Source organism: Stratiformator vulcanicus, from assembly GCF_007744515.1.
Classification (GTDB): Bacteria; Planctomycetota; Planctomycetia; order Planctomycetales; family Planctomycetaceae; genus Stratiformator; species Stratiformator vulcanicus.
The window spans coordinates 3,859,832-3,882,149 of sequence record NZ_CP036268.1; the positions used below are offsets into that span (position 1 = coordinate 3,859,832).

The following is a 22,318-nucleotide window of genomic DNA, read 5'->3' on the forward strand; positions in this document are numbered from 1 at the left end:
ACGTCGAGACTGACAGGAGTCTGAGAAACCGTCCGCCAGCCGATCGACCGAGAGTCCGAATCGATCGTGGATGGTCACAAAGGTCTATCGTAATTGACCGGATGCCTCCGACGCAAAAGCACCACTTTGTTCACGACTCTGTGCGGGGAGTGATCCTCGAATCGCTAGTGGGTGAAAGCGTGTTTGGGTCCTCTGTCTCAGTCTTCGAACGAGGGCAGCCTCATCTTGAACTGGTCGACCAAAAAGGCGAGTTCATCGGCCGTTTCCTCGATGATTTTACTCGTCGGTTTTCCCGCCCCGTGGCCGGCTTTCGTTTCGATCCGAATCAGCACGGGGGCATCGCCGGCATGAGTCGCTTGCAGGCGCGCGGCGAATTTGAAGCTGTGACCGGGCACCACGCGATCATCCGTGTCGGCCGTGGTGATCAAAGTGGCCGGGTAGCGCGTCCCTTCCTTCAAATTGTGATAGGGGGAGTAAGCCAGCAGGGCTTTAAAGTCTTCGGGGTCGTCCGGGGAGCCGTAGTCGTCGACCCAATAGCGCCCCGCCGTGAAGCGGTGGAACCGCAGCATGTCGAGCACCCCCACCGCAGGGAGGGCGGCCCCGAACAGTTCGGGTCGCTGGGTGATGGCCGCCCCCACGAGCAGCCCGCCATTGCTGCGGCCCTGAATCGCCAATCGTTCCGGCGTCGTATAACCCTCGTCGATCAGCCACTCGGCGCAGGCGAAAAAATCATCGAACACGTTCTGCTTTTGGCCCTTGGTGCCGGCACGATGCCACGGTTCGCCAAACTCCCCGCCGCCGCGCAAATTCGCCATGGCGTAAACGCCGCCGAGTTCCAACCACATCAACCGCGTAATCGAGAACCGCGGCATCAACGAAATCTCGAAGCCCCCGTAACCATAAAGTAACGTGGGGTGAGAGCCGTCGAGTTCGATGCCGCGCCGGTGTACGACGAACATCGGCACCCGAGTCCCATCTTCACTTTCACAAAATACCTGTCGCGACACGTAGTCGGTAGGTTCTATATCGATGTCCGATCGATTGAGCAACTCGCTCTCGCCCGTGTCGAAGTCATAACGATAAATGCTAGGCGGCGTGATCATCGACGAGAACGAATAAAAGGTCTCGTCGTCGGACTGACGGCCGCCGAAGCCTGCAGCCGTGCCGAGTCCATCGAGCTTAATTTCGTCGCTTGGGGTACCATCGACCTGATACAGCAGCACCTTGGACCGCACATTCTCCAGGTATTCGCAGATAAACTGACCCGCGACCAAATCCACACTTTCGAGGACCGAAGCCGCTTCGGGGACGATCTCGGTCCAGTCGACTTCGGGTTTTGATACATCGACAGAAATCAACCGCTTCCGCGGAGCGTCTTTCGTCGTGATGAAGTAGAATGTCGACTCCCGCGCGGCAACAAAGCTGTACTCAAGATCGAAACTGTCGATGAGTCTGCGGAAGCCAAAATCTGGCGCAGCCTCGTCGCCCGAATTAAGGTCTTTGTAGTAAACGCGATAGCCGTGGTCGGTCCCCTCGAAGATCGTGAGGATGAGATATCGGCCGTCCTCGGTCACGTCACTGTAAAAGCCCCATGTCGGCTCATCAGGGCGTTCGTAGATGAGAACGTCGTCGCTTTGTGGCGTCCCAACTTTGTGAAAAAACACTTTTTGATTCAGGTTTAAGTCCTGAAACGCGGCTTCCTCATCGGGCTGCGGATAGCGAGAGTAATAGAAACCCGATCCGTCGGGCTTCCATGAGATGCCCGTAAATTTAATCCACTTAAGTTCCTCATCAAGCAGCGAACGATCTGCAATATTCATAATGCGATAGGTTCGCCAATCAGAGCCCGCTTCCTGCACGCCGTAGGCCACGTAGCGACCGTCATCGCTGAAGGCGGTTCCCGCGAGCGCGACGGTCCCGTCTTTTGACCACTCGTTCGGATCAATTAAGACCTCGGGCTTCTCATCGAGCGAATCCTGCACGTAGAGCACGTACTGATTTTGAAGCCCATTATTCTTGCGGAAATAATATCGTCCGCCGGCCTTGAACGGAGTGCCGAACTTTTCATAGTTCCAAAGCTCAGTCAGTCGCTCTCGAATTGGTTCCCGGCTTTCGATCTGCTCCAAATATTGAAACGTCACCTTGTTCTGAGCCTCGACCCACGCGGCAACCTCTTCGGACTCTCGCACGTCGGTCTCAAGCCAGCGAAAGGGGTCCGGGACGTCCCGCCCATGCAACCGGTCAACGACCTCAACCCTTTTCGTATCCGGATAATTAATCATGTTGTTGTCTTCAGCCGGGCAGTCCTGAATAAACAGCAGCCCCACGCCAATAAGGATAGTTAGGTTTGCGAAATAACGTTTACGAATGCAAAAACTCATTGCAATGACTCATATGACAATAAACTTACCCAAATCCAATTAGCCGACAGGTGCGAACCGCCGGACCACCTCTCGTGCCGATCTCAGCCCGTCGACCGCGGCGGTTACGATTCCGCCGGCATAGCCCGCCCCCTCACCGATCGGGTAGAGGCCGTCGATATCCGGACAGACGCGTGACCGCCGGTCACGGTCGATTCGAACCGGGCTACTCCCACGCATTTCAGGCCCCACGAGCACGGCGTCCTTAAGAAACTGGCCGCGCCATTTTTCATCCATCACGGGCAGGCCCGCTCGAACGGCATTCGCGATGACGGGTGGCAACACTTGTGACAACTCCAACGGCGTGGAGCCGCGGCGATAGGAACAGTCGATCGGGCTGCCGGTCGCCGGAGCGCGACTGTTGACGAAGTCGTCCGCCCGCTGAACCGGGACCTGATAATTTCGTCCGGCCAATTCAAAGGCAGCAGCCTCATATTGACGTTGGAGTTCAACCCCGGCGAGGGGATGACTCGCACCGAACTCGTGAGGTTCGAGCGTGACGACAAGGCCGCTGTTGGCCCATTCGGTATCGTGCCGGGAGTTGCTCATTCCATTGGTGCAGAAACGCCGCGGCTCCGAAACACTCGGAATGATCCATCCGCCTGCGCACATGCAAAACGTATAAAGATCTCGCCGGCCGTTCGCGACGAGCGAGTAATCGGCCGCGCCCAAAATATCGAGATAGCTCTCGCGCCCGTATTTGTGCTTATTCACGATCTCTTGCGGTTGCTCGATCCGCAGCCCCAATTGAAACGCTTTCGGCAGCAGCGGCACCCCGGCGGCGAGCAGCATCTCATAGGTGTCTCGGGCGCTATGTCCGATTCCGAGCAACAGTTGATTCGTTTTCACGTAACCGCCGCTGGTCATGGCGCCGCGGACCCGACCATCAACGATATCGAGGCCCTCCAGCGTCGTATCGAAGCGGTACTCGCCGCCCAAAGCTTCGATCTTGCGGCGAAAGTTCCGGCAGATCATCGGCAATTTGTTGCTGCCGAGGTGTGGCCGATGCTCGTAGGTCAGCGACTCGCGGCCGCCGCATTCGACGAACCGCTCCAGCACGTAATCGACATCGGCCCCGGTCACGCGGCACGTCAGCTTGCCATCGCTGAAGGCACCGGCCCCGCCTTCACCGAACAGGTAATTGTTCTCCGGTTCGAATTCGCCGCCGCCATCAAAAGCCCGAATGGCGGCGACACGTTCTTTGACGGGCCGCCCGCGTTCGATAATCAGCGGCCGATATCCCTTCCTGGCGAGATAATATCCGGCCAGGAGGCCGGCCGGACCCGATCCGACGATCAGTGGCCGATCGTCGGTCGGTTCCTGACCCGGATCAGGATCATCAAATTGCGGCGGTTCAAATGCCTGCACCGCTCCCCGCTGTGAGACGCGAAATTCCTCCGGTGCTTCGACGACCGCCGTGTAGACAAATCGCAAGTTCGACCGCTGCCGGGCATCCAGACTCTTTCTCACGATCCGCCAGCGCGGCAGATCGCCCGGAGCGCATCCGATCTGTTTGGCGAGAATCCTTGGGACAGACTCCTCGGGTTCTTCGACGGGCAGGGCGAGGTTCGGGACCTTGAGCATCGCAACGCATCTGAAAACGGAACAAGCCGGTTAAGACGGGACCAACAATCGCGTGCCGAATGCTACGCCTGAGCGGTCGCGGATAAAATGGCACCGCATCGACACCGGCCGACAAGTCTGTCGATCACTCTCGAAATGCCAATCGCGCTGCAGCGGCGATCGCCGCCGTTTCGGTCCGAAGAATATGCGATCCCAAGCGGATTTTCGTGGCCTCAAGCTCTTCGAACAACTTCAGTTCCTCGTCGCTGAACCCGCCCTCTGGGCCGATAAACGCGGTCGTCGTTGAAGTTTCTTTGATTCCGACAGGATCAGTCGATCCGTGCGGATCGAGCAACACGATTTGCTCTTCGGATGCCTGCTTCAGCAACTTCGGCAAGGCGATCGGTCGATCGATGACCATCAGTCGCGAGCGGCCCGACTGCTTGCAGGCGGCGATGACGTTCTGCCGGAGTCGTTCCAGTTTGCTGTCGCGCGGATCGACGACACTGCGTTCGGTAATCAGCGGGATCACGCGGGCCACCCCGAGTTCCGTCGCCTTTTCGATGAGCCAACGGAACCGATCTCCTTTCGGCGGGGCGACCGCCAGCGTCAGACGCGGTTCGGGTTGCTCGGTCAACTGAACCGACTCAACCAAAATTCTGACCGACTTCTTCGAAACGTCGGTGACATTTCCGAACGCCTCGCGGCCGGTGCCATCGAAGAGTTGAACAGTGCTACCGACGGTGCCGCGCATCACGGTGGCGAAATGCTGCGACTCGCCTTTGTCGAGCCGGATTTCCCCGACTTCCAACTGCTCCACAAAGAATCGTTCCGACACACTTGCTCCGCGCGCAGAGGATAAGCGTCTGATGACGCCCGCATTGTCTGCCGATAATAACATAAGCGCATTTCTTCGCCGCGCCGTTCGGCATCCCCATCTCGCAGCCGAGGCAGCCTGTGTATCGTCAGCATTGGTCCGTTCAAGGCTCTCCGTTCGCGGACCGGCCCGACCCCGACTGCTATTACGCCGGCTTCGGCCACGACGAAGCGATGTCGCGGGTTCTGTATTGCATTGAAGAGCAGCACGGCGTTGCGGTCATCACCGGAGCGGCCGGATGCGGAAAAAGTCTGCTCCTGACGATCTTGGAGCAAGGCCTCGGACGGACCCGCAGAACCGTCTGCCGGCTCGGCGCGATCGGCGAGGGCGGTTTGATCGATGATCTGACCCGTCGCCTTCTCCCCTCTGACGAAGACCGCAGCCATCGCCGCCTCTATGAGGAATTGGCAACGCGGAGCGAGGCTGCCATGCACACCGTCGTCCTGATCGACGACGTCGACCGCACTCCCAGTTTCGCCCGCGAAGCCAGTTCACTGATCAGGCTGCTCGAACAGTTCTCGGCGCGGATGACCGCTGTCGTGTCGGCAGCGAATGCGGAGGCGCTGCCGACTTCGCTGACCGCGGGTCGATTGAAAATCGAGGTCGGCCCATTGGCCGCGCACGAGATCGAACCTTACGTTCGACAGCAGCTTGGAGACGATGCGAACGGCGAAATCTTTACGCCGGAGGGCTATCGGGTGATCGCCGAACTTTCCGGTCGCGTCCCCCGGACAATCAACTCCCTGTGCGAACTTGCCCTGATCATCGGCGCCAATCGTCGGGCCTTAGCCATCGACGGCGAGATCGTCGAAGCCGCCGCGAAGGAACTGCGTTTATCGGTGACTAGTCACGAGTCGGCCAAACAACCCGCATCGCCGTCGCCCGTCAGCGAACAACGCCGGGTGTTCGTGAATTGACGTGCGCTCGGTCATCCTTATCCGCTTACTACGTGCGCGGCTTGTAGGTCCGCGGCTTGTTGGGCTCGATTAACCAGCCATTCGCGGTGCGGGGGTTCGCTCGCGGGTGGGCAACCAAATTGGCTCGACGCCCCGGGATTGGAACAGGTGCGCGAGGTGCAGGTGACACGTGAAGTACAGGACCTGCCGACCTTGCCGGGCGAACTCGATGATCGTCTCAGCGGCTGCTTCGGTCCGCTCCTGATCGAAATTGACGAACACGTCGTCGATCAGAACCGGTAGTTCGATCCCTTCGTCCGCGAGCGTCGCGACGAGCGCGAGTCGGATCGACAGGAAAATCTGCTCTCGCGTTCCGCCGCTGAGACAATCGAGCGACCACTCCTCACCGCGGTCATCGGTCACCAAAATATCTTTCGTGCCAATCGGCGATCGCAATTGGTGATACCGACCGCGTGTCATCTGCGACAGTAGATCAGAGGCCGCGGCCAGCACCGGCGGCTGACAGTTGCGCTCCAACTCACTGCGCATCGAGTTGAACGTCCGTTGGGCGAGGTTCGCGGCGAGGTAGTCTCCGGCGACTTGGTCGAGTTGATGCTCGACGCGGGCGAGCTCGTAGTCGACTTCGCTTCGGTCATCGGCCGAGGTGAGCGTTTCAAGTTCGCGACCGATCTCGCCCCGGCGTTCCCGGGCTTCTTCGATCTTTGTGGATAAGTCTTCGAGTTCCATCGTCAGCAATTCGATGGCTTCGCTATTCTCTTTGGAATCGAACCGCTCCAGGTCTTCTTCGACGATGGCCAGTTGCGGCTCGTCGGAAGCAGCCGCTTCCAATTCTGCCTCGGCGATCGTCAGGAACTCTTCGGCCTCCTGACGCCGTTCGGCCAGACGATAGAGATTTTCATATTCTTCGCGGGTTGCAACACCCGCTTTGGTCAGCAGGACCTGCCGCTGGCGGGAAACCTCTTTGGCCCGCGCTTCGCAATCGGCCGATTCGTCGGTCGCCCGGCGATATTCGTCGAGCAACGTCTGTCGCCGGTGAGCGTGATCGCGTGAGGAGGTCAGTTGTTCGGCCCAGCGATCGAGTACTTCGACCGGTCGAGTTCGATCCACATTCCAAAGATGCAATGCCCGTCCGACTCGTTCCAACTCTTTGCCGAATGACTGCAGAGTCGCGTCGAGCGATTGGTGGCGCGACTTGGCTTCGGTCCAATTTCGCAGGGCAGCGGCAGCCGCCGAAATCGTTCGGCAATGCTCGAATGCCTCAGACGACTCGAGTGTTTCGGGAATTCCGAGAGACGACAGCGTTTCGCACCACGTGCGGCGTTCATCGTCCGATTCCTGTTGAATCCGACGATATCGAGCGCGCGCTTCGGCGAGTTTGCGGCGGCTCGCCGTCACACGTTTTTGCAGTTCCGGCAGGCGTTCCAAATCGGCCAGCCGGCGGTGTTCGGCGCGGATCAGCCCGCCCAAGTCGATCGATGGGTCGTCGAGCGACTGCAACGAGCGGCCTTGGGGAGTTCGGAAGAATCGTTCGATTTCCATTCGCAGTTCACGCTGCGAAACTTCTTCGCGACGCAAATCGTCATAGAGTCCGTCGGTCACTTTCCGCACGGCTTCTTCGTAGTGCAGCTTCATTTTGAACGCGAGGCCGCCGCAGGTGATGCCGAGCAGCATGTAGATCAGTCCGACGACCACGTTGGTGCTGAAACCAAAAATGGTCGTGCCGTTTTCTACGAACTGGGTGCTGATCCAAGCGATCAAACCCATCAGCACGAAGAAGGCACCTCCGGCAGTAAATAGGCCGAACACCCAGTACATCCAAGCCGGAATCTCCAGTTCGGCCGCGAGTCCCTCGACCTGATCGCGGATCGTGCGGGTCTTGAGCAGTACGCCGTTTTCTTTGCGCTGAAGGTCGGCCAGCGCTTCGAGAGCGTCGATTCGCTGCTTCGTGGCCTCGACGGCTTCGTCGGGACTGGTGGTGCCGAGCGATTTCAGTCGTTGTTCCAGCGAAGCCTCGCGCCGACCGACCCGTTCTCTGAGCCGTTTGTAACGTCGACGGTAACTCGTCAAATAAGTCACCGAGTTCGTATAGGCTTCCGAGGCCTCTGAGAGAGTGCTCAGGCTCAAAGCTTCGTTATCGAGGGCGGCGAGTCGATCTTCTCCCCACTGCCGGGGCGTCCCGACCCGAGCGACGTCGTAGCTGCTGCGGGCCTGCTTGAGGTCTTCGGCCGCGGCATCCCGCTTCTCCTGCGTGCTCGCGACCCAGCCGCGAAATCCGACCATCAGCCGAATCGTTTCGCCGTGTTTTTCGATCTCCGCATCACCCGACAATTTGTCGGCCTGTCGCTTCAGGTCAGCGGCCCGAGCCTTAAGTTCATCTCGATCACGCGTGAGCGTTTCCAGTTCTTTCGATAGCGCATCGAGTTGTCGAAGCCCGCCATCGGGAACGCCGGCGGAGCTCTTCAATCGATTCAGCTCATCGCGGTATTGGCGAACCTGCTTCCAAGGGCGGTAGACCTTGTCGAGGAAACGATGCCCGGACAATTCACTTCGGATTTCGCCCTGTCGTCGACGGTCACGCTCCAACGCGGCTTCGATCTGATCGCGCTCCGCCGTCAACCGCGCGTATTCCGTGCGCGAGTCGGTCCGCACGAACCGTCGTGACTGCAGGTCACGTTCCTGCTTCAGTAATTCAATCAGGCGTCCGGCCGGCTGGGAGCCCGGTGTGATGATCACACTGCGGGCACGCTCGGAAAGCGATGACGCGTCGATTAGGCGGCGACCCTGATCGCCGAGGGAAAGGCCGTAGATTCGATCGGCGAAATCGGCCTCTTCGAGCGTTGCCAGTTCTTGGAGTTCGTATAAATCGATCGCGAAGACGGCTTCGTAGACCTCGCGAGAGACATTCCCGAGAGACCGATCGAGCCAACCGGCGTCGTGTGATCGGCCGTGCTCGTCGGCGATCACGATTCGATCAAAACCGCTCGAAGCATCGGAGCGGCGGATCGTGTGAGTCGAGCCCCCGGTGCGGAGCCTGAGTTGTCCTGAGCCCGGTTCCGGATAGGGACGGCCCCGGCGATCGGCCGACGGAAAGCCGTACAGCATTCCCCGGACGAACCGGCTGAGCGTCGTCTTTCCGGCTTCATTCGGGCCGTAGATGACGTTGACGTCTCCCTCCCGTAGCGACAGGGAGAGATCGCTCCACGCTCCGTACTGCTCGACATCGAGATTATTCAGTTGCATCCGTGCATCCTTGATGTGCTCCCGACGGGAGCGATCGACTGTGTCTTACGGGCGTGCGATCAAGTCAGTCTGTCAGTTTCTGTACTGCATTTGTGCTGCATTTGTTCGAGCGAAACTCTGGTGCGAGCGAACGCTCACGCGGCCTTGTATTCTTGCTCCAAGAGGTGAGCCATCGCGCCGGCTCGCGATCGAGCGGTGTTCGGATCGACCGATTGAAGTAGCGTCCGAATCCGACGTTCGACGGCAGGGTCCCACCGAACCTCGCCGAGCAAACTATCGATCGGGTCCGAAATGTCGTCGCTCGAACTGTCGCGAACTAACTGAGCGAACTGCCGCACACTTTCGGCACTAGCCCGATCGGCCAACATCGCCAGATCGCTCTGCACGGCGATCTCATGGGCTATCAAACGCGGGCCGGCTGGAGCATCCAATTCAGCCAACTCGCGTTCGAGTTTTCGCATCAGCTTCGAGGATGACCAACGCCGTGTATCTGCTTCGGACGAGCGAATGGTCCATTTGATGATCCACAGCTTCTCGAAGCGTTCCGATCGCCATTCCGTCAGGCGCTCCATGGCCGTCAGAACGACATCATCGGTCGTCGAAGACTCATCAACCTGAATCGACACTTCAATTCGCCGAACGGCCGAAGCTGCAATGAAGTTGATTTTCGGGGCGGACTCGGGACGAAGTTCCACGAGGCTCACGCCGCGCGATCCGTCTTGCTCCGGCTGCCAGGGAAGCACGGCTCCCGGCGTATGCGCGGCAACCCGGCTTCCTCGTCGCACTGAGCGATCGCCGGTGCGATCGGCGGGAAGGACGAGGTAGTCAGCGGCCAGGTCGTCTGCGCGGACGGCATTCTGAGACAGCTCCGAATGCTCCTCGCCGAAGTGAATATCGGACAGCAAGTCCTGGCGATGACTCCCCTCCGAGTGCAGGCAGATGATGCGGGGAATACGGTAGGGATGGGAACTTCGCTCGTGTTGAGTCCGGTGATGGAGCCGTCCCGCCGCGTCCGATTCGATCGACGCGATCGGACGACCATCGGCCGAGACATCGAGAACGACGCCCGGCTCGTGATCGAGCACCGTCAACCCGTCGATTCCCAGCAATGCGGCGGCGGTCTCGGATTGAGCCGTCTGTGTCGTCCAGACAACCGACTTGCCGGCCGCCCGCCACTGCTCGAGGCAGGCTCGCAGCCGAGTTTCGTCACCGAGCGACCAATCGGCCGGCACGGGCGAATCGGTCACCAGCAAAAAGTCGGCCGATTGTTGCTCGGCCACTTGGAAAAGGTGCTCAAAGACTTCCCACGGGGCGGCGTGAACGATCTCACGCCCCTCTTGCGGTAGTTCCGGCAGGCTGTGGAGCCGTCCACCGGGAATTAAGCCCGATACATGGAGAAAGCGAACCGATTCGCGGTTCATGGGTGGGAATCCTTTCCCTCCTGTTGCTCAAAAACGGCCGCCGGGCACTCGACTCGCACGCACGACCGATGTGAATGTGCGCGGAGTCTAGAGAGATCGTAAATTTTGCAAAACCCCGAAATCGGTCGAGGCGGCTGATAAGCCGAAAGCCGTGACATCTCTCGATCACCTTAGAGGTCGGTTGCGACCGCCACCCGACTCGGGGCATAGTCGGTTATGACTGAAACGTCGCCAAAGGGTCTCGACCTCAATCCCCGGCTCGTCGGGCTGATCGCCCTCGGTTGCCTGCTCGGCGCCGGCGGAAGCTACCTCTTCCTGCCGCATAAGCCCTCGTTATACGCGGGCTTCATCCGCGTCGGACTGTTGATGTCCGCCCTCTGGCTGGCATTGCCATCGAAGAACCGCGAAGCCGCGTGGGCAAGGCTATCGCCCTTAGGCGTAGCGATCTGGGTGGCGACGCTGCTGCTCGTCGCGATCAGCCCGAAGCTCGGCGTGCCGCTATTGATCGTGCTGATGGTGATCCGCTTCATCCGTCGCCCGCTTCGCGGCTCCGCCGCAGCGAAACGCAAGAGCTCCGACGAAAATCGGCCGGACGATCAGCGCGGCTCTGAGACGGCCGTACGCACCGGCAACTCTTGATAGCTGGAGAGGTCGCCCTTGCGCTGCATCTCGTGGACATAGACGCGGGCGGTCAGCTTAACCAGTTCGGGCTTTCGCTCTTCCGGCACGCCGTCGAGTCGCGAGGCGATTCGCTCGACCCAGCCCGGTTGCCGCTGCATCGCCAGGTTCATCATGTGAACGAACAGGGCGACTTCGCGAAAGTTTCGATCGACAACGTAGTTCGTCACCGGCGAAACCAACTTCGCCGCCGTTTCCACCGCGCCAGACGCGAATGACACGAACATCGAACCACGGCACCGCACGACGGTCTTGCCTTCGTCGTTTCGCATCAATCCCGTTTCGAGGTGGAACAGGGCGGTCGCTCGGATCGGCTTGACCAGCAGCGGGTGAGAGAACTGTCCGGTCCCCAGCACAAGGTGATCGGCCTCGCTGTGGAAGAGCAGTTCGAGATCGCCGACGGAGCCATCCCCGATGTCGGTGCGGTACACGCCGTCTTTTACTTGCGTCAGCCGCACTTTGGAGACACCCATCGCCCGCCACACGCTGACGGCGACGTCGGGATGCTCCAGGAAATAGCGATAAACTTCGGGATCGGCCTCGAATTCGATCAGCGGCAACCGGCGAAACATGCTGACGTCTCGCAGCACGCTATCGACCCGGCTGCGATTGCGTCGATCGAGCCGCTCGAGCGGCAGGCCTCGCAATGCCTGGGCTTGCGTCGCTTTATCGCCGTCTCCCTCGCGGATCACGTTGACGAGGTCGTCGATATTTCGCTGATGCGAATCCGACTTCCCGCCCACCAATCGCGTGGAAGCAGGAGGATTGTTCCGACGCTGTTCCGAATCGATTGACAAGACTTGGGAGAGCGACGCGGCGAATCCGGGCAGCGTCGCTTCGGACGCCGATTGTTGATTCGCGTTCGCAACAGTCTTCGAACTCGGCAAATTGCTGATGGTGTCGCCGATCTGCGAATCGATCGAAATCGGCTTGGCATCGGCAACTGCCTGCGGCATCAGACGCCGGGGCGGCGCAAATGTCTGATGCAGCGACTTCGCCGGCGCGGGCTCTGCCGGGCTATCATCCCCGCACGCGACCACGCTTACCGACAGCACCGCGAAGCACAGTGGTATCCGGCCGAAGAATGATTGTTCGCCGGTCATACCATCGACTCCGGAGCGGGACGCGATGGCGATTCCGTCCGACCTGCGAGCGTCCCTGCCGCAAACCGACCCCGTCTCCGGATACATACCTTTCTACGATCGGCATGAGATGGCGTCCGACGACAACGGTTTTTCAGCCTTTGACGACATCGCACAACTCCGCAACTTCTGCGCGTGAAACCGGCATGAATTCGGCCGCAAATTCACCTTGCCGAGGCCTTCTTGGCGACCGAACATTCGGAGGTCGACGATTCGCGACCGGAGCATCTCGCACGCGCATCGGGGGCGATTGAGCCATCACTTCCAACTCGATTTGATCATGAACCGATTCCTAACATCGGGTGGCCGGGGACGGCGCTTTCGCCGCCCCCGGAACGATGAATCTCAAAGGCGCAATCGCTCAAGCAAGGTGCCGTCAAGGGCGAGTCCGCTGAGGACACTGTAGGATTACCGCCCTCAGACGCTCGACGGGCGCGAGCAGACTCCCGCCGCACACTCTAACGAACTGCCATGAATCACAACTCATTTCCGACAGAGTTGGACAACCTCGCCGCAAACCTCTTGGAAGCACTCCGCGGAAGCGGGGATCGCCTCGTCCTTGCGGAGAGTTGCACCGGTGGATTGATCGCGACCGCGATCACACGGCAGCCGGGTGCGTCACAGGTTTTCGCGGGATCGGCGGTCGTCTACCAAGAGGCGACCAAGTCGGCCTGGCTTGGTATCGCCCCCGATTTCATCGACAGCCACGGGGTGGTCAGCCGGGAAGTCGCGCAGGCGATGGCCCGTGGCGTCTTGTCCTCAACCCCACACGCGACGGTGGCGCTGGCGGTCACCGGTCATCTCGGACCGAATGCCCCTGCCGGGCAGGACGGAGTTATCTTCATTGGAACAGGTTCGACAGACGGGCAAACCGCCGAGCGGTATGAGTGTCGAAGCCTTCCCCAAGACGATCCGCTTCAATTACGGCGAGACCGCCAAATCGAAGTCGCCGCGGCGGTGTTGAGGCGAGCCCGTTCGACGCTCGTGTTGCCATGAGCAGCGGGTCGTGGCCGGCGCATAAAGAGAGCCCTCGAGGGCAAGCGAAGCTGGGTCATTGACGGCAAGATGGGGAGATAGCGGACTGCAGAGTGGGTCAGGCTGCAATCAGTGGAACCTTCCTCAGCCGGTCAAACTTCGCCTGTCAGCCCGAGGGCTCACTGGGTCAACCCGCAGAGGAGGAAATACCGTTCCGCAAACCCTGAGACATAGGTCAGAATCGCAAAGAATTGTGATAAAGCCGTATTCCCCCTGCTTCAGGACAACCCAAACAACCCATTCAACCCCGTCTGATCAGCAATCGCTTGTATGCCTCTCCCGATTCGGCGCCGACAATTGCTTTTTCGGCGCCGAGGCGTCACGCTGTTCGTATTGTCAGAAACGTGTCGGCGCCGATCGGCGCCCCTTGACGGTCGATCATGTTTTCTCGAAGTCGACTCTGGATTCTGTTGCTCGCGCTGGTGACCCACGCCTATGCGATCGCCGTCTTGATCTACGTGGCATCGACGCCCGACATCCGGATTCGTTGCCTGTTGGTCGACGATCAAGCGGAGCAGTCGCCCGGCGAACAAGCCGAGGGCGTGATTATCCGCGGAACCCCCGGCTTGGCCGTCGCACTTCCGGACGCCGGCAGGCCTCAACCGGGTGATCGCCTGCTCTCGCTGGCGGGCGTGCCGACTTATACGTTGATCGATATTTTCGAGGCCAATGAACGAACATTCGACATCAACGATCGCAAGAGTTGGCCGGTCGATGCTGAGACCGAGGAGGTCTGGGCGAAGTTCCTGATCAACCCGATTGTGGTCGAAGCGAACGGCCCGCGGATGTGGGTCCGCGCAAAGTACTTCTCACAGGCTGAGCAGCGGACGCGAACATCATATATTGAGGTGCAGTCGACCCCCTGGACCGACTTCGCCTTCACCCTCGCGTGGCTCATCCCGCACCTGACGCTCTCGGCAATCGCAGGCCTGGCGTGGTGGAATCGACCGTACGATCCGGTCGCCCGCATGTTCTTTCTAATGCTGACCGTCACGCTCGGAGCTTATCTCGGCGGCTTTCACTGGTGGACGATCGCGAACAGCGTCTGGCTCCTCGCGCCGTTCGCCGTCTACGGGATGCTTCTGCCCGCGGTGACGCTCCATTTCTTCCTGACGTTCCCGCAGCCCTATCCGCCGCTTCAGACTCCCGCCCGACGATTACTGGCGATTCCGTACGTCGTGGGATTGGGTGGCGCGTTCGTGATTGTCGCCGGGATCATTGCCGCGACGGTCGCGTCGGGAGCGGATTCGACGACCGAACAGGTCACGCAGAATGAGTACATCCTGAGATTGCTCCGCACGGGAGTCGAAGGCTTCCTCATCTTCGCCGGCAGCCTCTATCTGCTTAGTTGCGTGGCGCTCATTCGCGGTTTCATCCGCACCTCGGAGTCTTCCGTCAAATCGCATTCCCGGCTGATCTTGATTGCCGCGGCTTTCGGTCTGATTCCGTTGGCCTACGTCATCGGACTGGCAGTCTTCGACCGTCCGACATTCGCCTTCGGCGGCGCTCGCATCCCCATGCTGCTAATCGGACTAGGATTCAATATCGCGTACATTGCCGGAATCGGGCAGGAACGACTCCTGGTCATCGACGAGATTTTGGGCCGAGGCAGCCGCTATCTCGGCGTCACCGCAGCAATCAGCGTCGTGTTCGGACTGGTGATCGGCTTGGTCAGCATGACCGGACATCAGGAGAACGCCGGCGACACGACCGAAGCGGCCATCCAAACGTCGTTGGTTGTGGCGGTCGTCGCGGTGGCTTTGCTTTGGATTCGTGACCGCCTGCAGGGCATTGTCGATCGACGTTTTTATCGCGATAAATATCAATTGGATGAGGCGATCGGCAACGTGAAAAGAGCCTTCGCTGGCGCGACCGATCCGGAGTCGATCGGTACGCAAATTCTTAAGTCGTGCCACGAAGGACTCGGCGTCTCGTCCGCGGCCCTTTATCGTCGGGATGCGTCAAGCCCGTACAACTACAAGCTCGCCGCGCAGAACGGCGTTCGTCAGTTTGCCTCGGAAGTCAAAGTGACGCCGCGATTCGTGAGCGAATTGCAATCGGGAGCCATTCAGCGGGTTCCGGCCGCATTAAACGACCCGACTCCTGTTCAAGCCGTCTTGAAGCAAATCCCGGCCGCCCGACTCGTGTATGGCCTGCCCGATTCCAACGGCGTTGCGACATTCGTTGCTCTGGGCGGCAAACCGAACGGCGGCTTCTCGGCCGAAGATTTAGCCTTTCTCGATGCGGTCGGGCAACTGACGTCCGCTCTGTTCGCGATCCGACTGCAACTCGATGACGAACTCGATCGACGTGACGAAACCATCGCGGTTCAAGCCCGGCAGATGGCCGCATTGCGATCTGAACTCGAGCTCTCGTACGGACGCAGCCTGATCGTGGATCGTCAGGATTCCGAATTCCGACGCGACGTCATCCGTGGCGACAGTCCCGCGATCGCGGAGGTTTTAAATACGGTCAAAAAAGTTTCGCGGACAAATGCGACCGTGTTAATCCGCGGTGAGAGCGGCACCGGCAAGGAATTGCTCGCCCAGGTCCTGCACGAAAATAGTTCCCGCAAAGATGGGCCGTTCGTGAAGGTGCATTGCGCATCGCTCGCCCCCTCGCTGCTGGAGAGCGAACTATTCGGTCACGTCAAAGGCGCTTTTACTGGGGCCCATCGCGACAAAGTCGGACGCTTCGAATCCGCTGACGGCGGGACGTTATTTCTCGATGAGATCGGCGACATCTCCTTGGAAACACAGGTGAAGCTGCTTCGAGTTCTGCAGGAACGCTGCTTCGAGCCAGTCGGTGGGAGCGAATCGATCCGCGTCGATGTGCGGCTGATTACGGCGACCAATCGCGACCTGGAATCGCTGATCGAACTCGGGCAATTCCGAGATGATTTATATTACCGGCTTAACGTGATCAGCCTCACCGTCCCGCCGCTCCGCGATCGCAAGGAAGACATTTACGAGTTGGCTTATACCTTCTTGCATAGCACCGCCCGAAAGAGCGGGCACGCGGTACGAGGTATTTCCGAAGCGGCGTTTGCGATGTTGATGCGGCATGACTGGCCCGGCAACGTGCGGGAACTTCAAAACGTCATGGAACGCGCCGTTGTCCTCGCGGACGGAGACGAAATTGGCCCCGCCGATCTTCCGGCCGAGATGGCCGCGCTGTCGCGACGAAATCGGATCCCGGCCCAACAACGCTCACTCAAAGTCGCTCGGCCGCCCGGTCAGCTCGAACATCGTTTCGACTCGACTGCGAGCCCGGCGAAAGAGGACGACGCATTACCGCCGACTGCGAGTTCAGACAGTGCAGGGGACACGTCGGAGCAGACTCAATTGGTCGAGGCACTTGAGGCTACAGGGGGGAACAAATCGGCCGCCGCCCGTCGCCTGGGCATCCCGCGCAGTACGTTCTTCAGCAAACTGAAAAAGTACGACATGACGTAATGAGAGCGGTCGACGCCGACCAAACAGCGTTGACCGAATAAGGCGACACCGCCACTTGACCAGTGATGGTCAAGCACTGTCGGCCGACCTTGCATTAGAAGTTCGGTCCGCTGCGGGCGGGAGCACTCTGCGAAGGAGCACCGGGGCCGATCATCGCCGGTCCCGACAAATTCCCTCGGCGGGACGCGTACCGGACTACGAAATCGGGCATCACGACCTCCGACGGGTTAATATCGACGGCGGCGCGAGGCACCTGCCAATCGACGGCCGTTCGTCCGTCAAAAATGCGCCCGTTGCGCGAGCCGAACGGCTTCTCCGTGAGGTATTGGAAGAAGCCGAGAAATTGACGATCGGGCGCGGAGATATCGAACAGATTCCGCCGCAGCGGTTCGAACCCAAGAAATCGTTCCGGAAAAGGAGAAACGTGTACGGCGATCAGCAGCATGGCCGCGACGAGATACCCGGTCATCAGTCCGCCCACCCAGCGAATTCCTTCGTGGGCATAGGCGTGAACGGCGACGAAGCGGGGCGAAAGTGAATCGGCGGCGAAGCGGAATCCGAACGCCAGTCCCGCGAAAATACCGAGCAGCGCGACCATATCGGCCTGCATTCCGAGCGCGCCGGATAGCGCCCCGGCGATCGGCTCAAAGAAGTTCATTGCGATGATCGCGGCGAACAGCGTGCTGAAAAACGTCGTGACTGCCCCATGGGCACCGCCTGAGGCGACACACCAGGTCACCCCGGCAATCACGATCACAATCAGGATGTCGATCATGGACGAACCCCGCCGATCCGATTCGACGTGCCCGAATTGCTCGGACACAAGTTGTTATGAAGCTGAGGAAGGAACCGAAACATGGAAGCTATTTGACCACTCGCAGCAATTCATCGACCGAAGTGACTCCCCGCACGATCAGCCGGAGTCCCTCTTCCCGCATGCTGAGCATCCCGTTCTTGCGGGCCTCTGCTTTAATCGCATTCATTGAGGCTTTCTCGCGAACAAGATCGCTCAGTTCGTCGCTCATCTGCAGGAATTCGTAGACACCGATCCGCCCTCGGAACCCGGTGCCGCCACAAGTCTCGCAGTCATTCTCTCCTGCCGGCGGCTTGTAGAAGACGTCGACCTTCTTTGGTGGTATTCCGACTTTCTGCAAGAACTCCGGCTTCGGCTTATACGCCACCCGGCAATCGGGGCAGAGCCGACGCACCAAACGCTGACCAATCAATCCGCTCAACGAGTTCGCCACCATGAACGGTTCGACGCCCAATTCCAGTAGGCGGAACAACGCCGTAATCGTGTCGTTGGCGTGGATCGTCGAGAGCACCATGTGTCCGGTATTCGCCGCCTGACAGGCGATCCCGGCCGTCTCGGCGTCACGAATTTCACCGACCAGCACGACGTCGGGGTCCTGCCGGAGCACGCTGCGAAGGGTTCCGGCGAAGGTCTGTCCCGCCTTCGTGTTGATCTCGATCTGGTTGACACCCTCCATCCGATATTCGACCGGGTCTTCGATCGTGATGATATTTTTGCCGTATCGATCAATCGAGTTGATGCCCGCGTAAAGGGTCGTCGACTTACCGGCACCAGTCGGGCCGCAGCACAGCATGAGGCCGTGCGGCTCACTGATGACGTTGCTGATTTTTTCGTATAGCCCTTTACGCATCCCAAGCTTCGCGAGTTGCGCGACCACGTTACCTTGGTCGAGCAATCGCAGGCTGATTTTTTGGCCGTAGCGGGTGCCTTGAGTGGCAGAACGAAAGTCGACGAAGCGATCGGCGACCTCGGCCCGGAAACTTCCGTCCTGCGGACGACGTTTCTCGGTGATGTCCATCGCGCCGAGGACTTTGAAGATGTTGATAACCGCGTTGCCCGTTTCCATGTCGAACGGCTCAGCGGGGAACATGACGCCGTCGATTCGCAGACGAATCGCCATTTCGCCGTCGGACGGCTCCAGGTGAACGTCGGTCGCGCGTCGTTGAATCGCGTCGTAGACCAGTTCTTTGGCAGCCTGATAGCCTCGAGAACTCTTCACCTGTCGGGACCGATCCTCTTCGCGATCGCCACCTTGCGAACTCTTGCCAATAAATTCGATGGGGACGTCGGCGAGGTCCACTCCCCCTTCACGCTCACCGAAGTGGACGCCGAATCGACCGAGCGTTTGATTGGCGACTTTCTTCAAGTGCCGCGGCGTCATCACGCGCCCCGACGCGGGAACCTGCGCATTACGTTCGACGATATACATGCCAATCGGGACGCCCGCCACGATCAGGCAGGCCGCGCCTCCGAGCAGGATCGCGGGCATGATCAGGGCCAGAAGGAACGCCACCAGACCACTGACCACCACGATCGAATTCCAGAAATCGCGACGAACTTTGAGTGCGTCGGAATCTTCGTCGATCCAGGCGCTCAGCTTGACCCACAGGAAGAACAGCCCGAGGACCGGGATGAACGCAAACAGATTCACATAGAATCCGTTCAGACCGGGAGCATTGCCCCGGTAGAAGGCGGCCGGATGAGAAAGGGACGGTGCTTGCGGCGGCGGGGCAGGGGCCGACACTCCCGCCGGGGCGGGTGCGGGTTGCTGTGCGAGTGCTGATGCAGGCATCGCAAAACAATGCACGACGCAAACAAGCGTCAGGCAGATCGCAAAGAACGTCAGCGCGGTTCGGGATTTCGTCATTTCAGCAGTGCTATCGTTTTCCGGGTTCCCTCGCCGTCCGCATCCACGCAGTCACGGCCCGTTCACACACTGTACATTGCAGAGCCGACCGTCGCGAGCCGACCCGCAATCCTAAAATAGCGGGGTCCGACCCGTCATCCGCCGCCATGCCGACAATTGACCGAGATGAAACGCATAATGGGAGGTCATCAGGTGAGCGATCATGGTCCCGGCGGTCGGGAACGCATCTTCGAGCATTTCCCCCGACCGGACCCGAGCTAATTCCGGCCCCTCGACGGCGTCGAGAGCTTTCACCGCGTTCGCGTGGCAGCGATTGAGCGTCTGGAGTAATTCCGGCTTGTCCGGCACCTCGTGGGAGTACTGCCCTGCCGTGGAACCGGGCCCAAAGTTCTTGAGCCAGGACTCTTCGAGAATGCCTGATTGCCCCAGTTGCTGTGGAATGAAGTCAGCGCCGATCGCCAGATGTCCCAAGATCCAGCGGGGCGGATTCACATTGGCGATCGGTTGCAGGTCGAGTTCGTTCTCTTCAATTCCCTCGGCGAGCCGCTCGGCCAGAGCGAGATTGAAATCAAAAATGTGCCGCGGAAGTTCAAGCATGACAGCACTGCCGCCTTGAAGAGGTTACGAACGTTTCTGCCCGACCCATTCTTCGACGAGTTCGGGTGGGAATAGTTCCGCGACCGGCGGTCTATTCTCGAGTGAGAAGATAAATTCGAAACGGCAAAACATTGACCCACTAGCTCGACTTCGTGGTGATCCCTTTCATCCACATCTTGAGTTGTTCGGGGTTTGGTGAGATTTCGAAGGCGGCCGCCCGGCTGACGATGTCCTGATCCAAGAAGTGTTGCAGGCTGTGGTTGAAGGCCTGCATCCCGTCTTCCCGCTCGTAGATCACGCTGTAGAGCTTCTCGTCTTCCTGCTCGGCGACGAACTTCTTGACCGACGGGTTGAACCGCATGATTTCGACGATCGGGACGCGGGACGGTTCATCGACGATCGTTTTGAGCAGCTTCTGGCCGACGATCGCCCGCATATTCATTGCCATCGTGGCGCGAATCGCTCCGTGCATCATCGGAGGAAACAGGTCGAGAATACGGGCGATCGTACCCGGGGCGCTCGACGCGTGAATCGTCCCGAACACGAGGTGACCGGTCTCGGCCGCGTGAATGGCGGTCTCGAATGTTTCCCGGTCACGCATTTCGCCCACGAGCATGATGTCGGGGTCTTCACGCACGGCGTGCTTCATCGCCACGTGAAAGTCGATCACGTCCATGCCGATCTCTCGCTGATTGATCAGGCAATTGTCGGACGTGTAGACGAATTCGATCGGGTCTTCGATCGTCAAAATATGCTTGTTCATATTCTGATTGATCCAGTTGATCATCGACCCGATGGTGGTCGACTTGCCCGACCCGGTCACGCCGGCGAGCAACACCATGCCCTGGTCGAATTTGCACAGGGCCTCCATCACGGGGGGCAACCCGAGTTTTTCGAACGGCGGAATCGACCGCTCGACCTTTCGAGCGACCATCCCAACCTTGCCCATCTGAATAAACAGGTTGACTCGAAATCGCCAATTCTCGCCGTCAATCTCGACCACCTTCGCGTAGTCGGCCCCGCCGTCGCGATGAAAGATGTCGAGATTCCGCTGGTCCATCATCGGGAAGGTCAGCTTGGTCATCGCGTCGTCATCGATCGGCGGCATGTCGAGCGGCTTGAGCCCACCCTTGATGCGAAAGATCGGCGGACTGCCCACCTGCAGGTGGATGTCGGAGCACTTCAGCTTGACGGCCGCTTTGAAGATCTTGTCGATTTCGATCGGCTTGCCGATCTGGAAGGTCGACTTCGTCCACTCTCGATAATGGGGCATCGCGTGCCGCTCCCGGACGGGCTGAGGGATTCAGGGGTCGTCTTGCTAGGATAAGCTAGTCGAAAGGCGTGGGGAAGTGCGTCGAGAACGACACAGCTCCGGAGTTGAACTTCCGCGGATTTCGATCATTTGGCCTCAGACAACATGAGCGAGGAGAAATACGAATGCGTTACGAAGCGATTTCGCGGTTCAATGCCGTATTCCTCTTGATGATCGGAATGGCCACCGGGAGCGCCGCGAACGATCTCGTCCCGCTCGCCAATTCAAAAACGCTGTCGAGCGAAGAGCTAGAAGATTGGCTGAAAGACAATCCGACGCCGGAACAAACGCAATCGCTTTCCGAGAATTCGAGGACGATCCGAATCAAGGTGCATCGAAAACAGTTCTTCCGATTGAGCGGCGACGATCGTGCGCAACCTGATCAAGGTCATCGAAAGCTGATCTCCGACATTTCGTGCGGAGGATTCTTTCAGGTCGGAACCGAAGGCTTGGCCATCGCGGAGGTCAATGACGCCAAACTGATCATCCGAGGCAAGATTGTCGAAGAGAAAAAGCAATACGTCTTCGACTATAAGATATTCTTCTTTCGAACTTCAGTCGCCTTCACAGAGTCTCACCAGAGGCAGGGCCGCGTCATCCTGGAAAACGGGAAAGAGCACCAACTGACAAAAAGTATTGGGAAACAAAGCGGGAGCGCTCGATCCTCCCTGATGCATCTATCGCTGCAGGCCGATTGGACCTCGGATGAAGCAAGAACCTTGCCCAACGATTAAATTTCATTTGACTCGCGCACCGCCACACCGCGCTCGGCCAGATACCGCTTCACGTCCGGGATGGGGTGTGTGCGATTTGAAAGAAGCGATGGCGAGAGTCCGTGAGCAAATCCCTTGCTTGCGCTGCGGGCTTGTGGGGGCGACGCAATTCGATTTTCTAACAAGCCCGACGCGCGAGCGAGGGATTTCCTCAACGACTCTCCCGAACAAAAATTTCGCAATCCTTTATCAGCAGAGCGTGCGACT

The 22,318-nt window shown here is 59.3% G+C and carries 16 protein-coding genes; 6 read left to right on the forward strand and 10 right to left on the reverse strand.

What is annotated here, in order from left to right:
* Positions 1–197: 197 nt before the first annotated feature.
* The 3 genes from Pan189_RS15335 to Pan189_RS15345 form a co-directional block, all read right to left on the reverse strand.
* Positions 198–2,381 carry a prolyl oligopeptidase family serine peptidase gene (locus Pan189_RS15335; protein ID WP_310820565.1) on the reverse strand — a complete coding sequence of 728 codons (2,184 nt, stop codon included), beginning with the start codon at positions 2,379–2,381 and terminating at the stop codon, positions 198–200.
* A 39-nt stretch (positions 2,382–2,420) separates the two neighbouring features.
* Positions 2,421–4,004: an NAD(P)/FAD-dependent oxidoreductase gene (locus Pan189_RS15340; RefSeq protein ID WP_145364845.1), complete on the reverse strand. Its 1,584-nt coding sequence runs from the start codon at positions 4,002–4,004 to the stop codon at positions 2,421–2,423.
* A 124-nt stretch (positions 4,005–4,128) separates the two neighbouring features.
* On the reverse strand, positions 4,129–4,821 hold the full coding sequence (locus Pan189_RS15345; protein ID WP_310820566.1) for an RsmE family RNA methyltransferase: 693 nt from the start codon (positions 4,819–4,821) through the stop codon (positions 4,129–4,131).
* A gap of 119 nt (positions 4,822–4,940) precedes the next feature.
* Here Pan189_RS15345 and Pan189_RS15350 point away from each other — a divergent pair, with 119 nt between their 5' ends.
* Positions 4,941–5,777, forward strand: coding sequence for an ExeA family protein (locus Pan189_RS15350; RefSeq protein WP_145364847.1), 837 nt, complete (start codon positions 4,941–4,943; stop codon positions 5,775–5,777).
* 69 nt (positions 5,778–5,846) lie between these two features.
* Here the strand turns inward: Pan189_RS15350 and Pan189_RS15355 are convergent, their stop codons facing one another.
* A complete protein-coding gene (locus Pan189_RS15355) occupies positions 5,847–9,017 on the reverse strand; it encodes an AAA family ATPase (protein WP_145364848.1) in 3,171 nt (1,056 codons plus the stop codon).
* A gap of 134 nt (positions 9,018–9,151) precedes the next feature.
* Positions 9,152–10,438, reverse strand: a complete 1,287-nt coding sequence (locus Pan189_RS15360) for a hypothetical protein (RefSeq protein ID WP_145364849.1) — start codon at positions 10,436–10,438, stop codon at positions 9,152–9,154.
* 216 nt (positions 10,439–10,654) lie between these two features.
* On the opposite strand from Pan189_RS15360, the gene Pan189_RS15365 reads away from it, so the two are divergent.
* Entirely contained in the window at positions 10,655–11,077 is a 423-nt protein-coding gene (locus tag Pan189_RS15365) for a hypothetical protein (RefSeq protein ID WP_145364850.1), read from the forward strand.
* Here Pan189_RS15365 and Pan189_RS15370 read toward each other — a convergent pair.
* Entirely contained in the window at positions 11,035–12,219 is a 1,185-nt protein-coding gene (locus tag Pan189_RS15370) for a hypothetical protein (RefSeq protein WP_145364851.1), read from the reverse strand. The genes Pan189_RS15365 and Pan189_RS15370 overlap by 43 nt on opposite strands.
* A gap of 25 nt (positions 12,220–12,244) precedes the next feature.
* Here Pan189_RS15370 and Pan189_RS21460 point away from each other — a divergent pair, with 25 nt between their 5' ends.
* From Pan189_RS21460 to Pan189_RS15380, 3 genes are all read left to right on the forward strand, one after another.
* Positions 12,245–12,397 carry a hypothetical protein gene (locus Pan189_RS21460; protein WP_310820567.1) on the forward strand — a complete coding sequence of 51 codons (153 nt, stop codon included), beginning with the start codon at positions 12,245–12,247 and terminating at the stop codon, positions 12,395–12,397.
* 332 nt (positions 12,398–12,729) lie between these two features.
* The gene (locus Pan189_RS15375; protein ID WP_145364852.1) at positions 12,730–13,254 is read left to right on the forward strand and encodes a CinA family protein; all 525 of its coding nucleotides are present in this window, start codon (positions 12,730–12,732) and stop codon (positions 13,252–13,254) included.
* Between the two features lie 419 nt (positions 13,255–13,673).
* Complete coding sequence (locus Pan189_RS15380) at positions 13,674–16,748, forward strand: sigma-54 interaction domain-containing protein (protein WP_145364853.1); 3,075 nt, start codon at positions 13,674–13,676, stop codon at positions 16,746–16,748.
* Between the two features lie 94 nt (positions 16,749–16,842).
* Here the strand turns inward: Pan189_RS15380 and Pan189_RS15385 are convergent, their stop codons facing one another.
* The 4 genes from Pan189_RS15385 to Pan189_RS15400 all read right to left on the reverse strand — a co-directional run bounded on the left by Pan189_RS15385 (position 16,843) and on the right by Pan189_RS15400 (position 21,299).
* Positions 16,843–17,523: a CvpA family protein gene (locus Pan189_RS15385; RefSeq protein ID WP_310820568.1), complete on the reverse strand. Its 681-nt coding sequence runs from the start codon at positions 17,521–17,523 to the stop codon at positions 16,843–16,845.
* An 88-nt stretch (positions 17,524–17,611) separates the two neighbouring features.
* Positions 17,612–19,429, reverse strand: coding sequence for a GspE/PulE family protein (locus Pan189_RS15390; RefSeq protein ID WP_310820569.1), 1,818 nt, complete (start codon positions 19,427–19,429; stop codon positions 17,612–17,614).
* A 111-nt stretch (positions 19,430–19,540) separates the two neighbouring features.
* Positions 19,541–20,026, reverse strand: a complete 486-nt coding sequence (locus Pan189_RS15395; protein WP_145364855.1) for a DinB family protein — start codon at positions 20,024–20,026, stop codon at positions 19,541–19,543.
* Positions 20,027–20,165: 139 nt separating this feature from the next.
* Entirely contained in the window at positions 20,166–21,299 is a 1,134-nt protein-coding gene (locus tag Pan189_RS15400; RefSeq protein ID WP_145364856.1) for a type IV pilus twitching motility protein PilT, read from the reverse strand.
* Positions 21,300–21,463: 164 nt separating this feature from the next.
* Between Pan189_RS15400 and Pan189_RS15405 the strand changes: the two genes are divergently transcribed.
* Complete coding sequence (locus tag Pan189_RS15405) at positions 21,464–22,072, forward strand: hypothetical protein (RefSeq protein ID WP_145364857.1); 609 nt, start codon at positions 21,464–21,466, stop codon at positions 22,070–22,072.
* Positions 22,073–22,318: the final 246 nt, after the last annotated feature.

Bases quoted from the DNA above. Each gene is read 5' to 3' on its own strand.
- Pan189_RS15335 (WP_310820565.1), bottom strand. From the start codon at position 2,381: ATGAGTTTTTGCATTCGTAAACGTTATTTCGCAAACCTAACTATCCTT.
- Pan189_RS15340 (WP_145364845.1), bottom strand. From the start codon at position 4,004: ATGCTCAAGGTCCCGAACCTCGCCCTGCCCGTCGAAGAACCCGAGGAG.
- Pan189_RS15355 (WP_145364848.1), bottom strand. From the start codon at position 9,017: ATGCAACTGAATAATCTCGATGTCGAGCAGTACGGAGCGTGGAGCGAT.
- Pan189_RS15360 (WP_145364849.1), bottom strand. From the start codon at position 10,438: ATGAACCGCGAATCGGTTCGCTTTCTCCATGTATCGGGCTTAATTCCC.
- Pan189_RS15365 (WP_145364850.1), top strand. From the start codon at position 10,655: ATGACTGAAACGTCGCCAAAGGGTCTCGACCTCAATCCCCGGCTCGTC.
- Pan189_RS15370 (WP_145364851.1), bottom strand. From the start codon at position 12,219: ATGACCGGCGAACAATCATTCTTCGGCCGGATACCACTGTGCTTCGCG.
- Pan189_RS21460 (WP_310820567.1), top strand. From the start codon at position 12,245: ATGGCGATTCCGTCCGACCTGCGAGCGTCCCTGCCGCAAACCGACCCC.
- Pan189_RS15375 (WP_145364852.1), top strand. From the start codon at position 12,730: ATGAATCACAACTCATTTCCGACAGAGTTGGACAACCTCGCCGCAAAC.
- Pan189_RS15380 (WP_145364853.1), top strand. From the start codon at position 13,674: ATGTTTTCTCGAAGTCGACTCTGGATTCTGTTGCTCGCGCTGGTGACC.
- Pan189_RS15385 (WP_310820568.1), bottom strand. From the start codon at position 17,523: ATGATCGACATCCTGATTGTGATCGTGATTGCCGGGGTGACCTGGTGT.
- Pan189_RS15390 (WP_310820569.1), bottom strand. From the start codon at position 19,429: ATGACGAAATCCCGAACCGCGCTGACGTTCTTTGCGATCTGCCTGACG.
- Pan189_RS15395 (WP_145364855.1), bottom strand. From the start codon at position 20,026: ATGCTTGAACTTCCGCGGCACATTTTTGATTTCAATCTCGCTCTGGCC.
- Pan189_RS15400 (WP_145364856.1), bottom strand. From the start codon at position 21,299: ATGCCCCATTATCGAGAGTGGACGAAGTCGACCTTCCAGATCGGCAAG.
- Pan189_RS15405 (WP_145364857.1), top strand. From the start codon at position 21,464: ATGCGTTACGAAGCGATTTCGCGGTTCAATGCCGTATTCCTCTTGATG.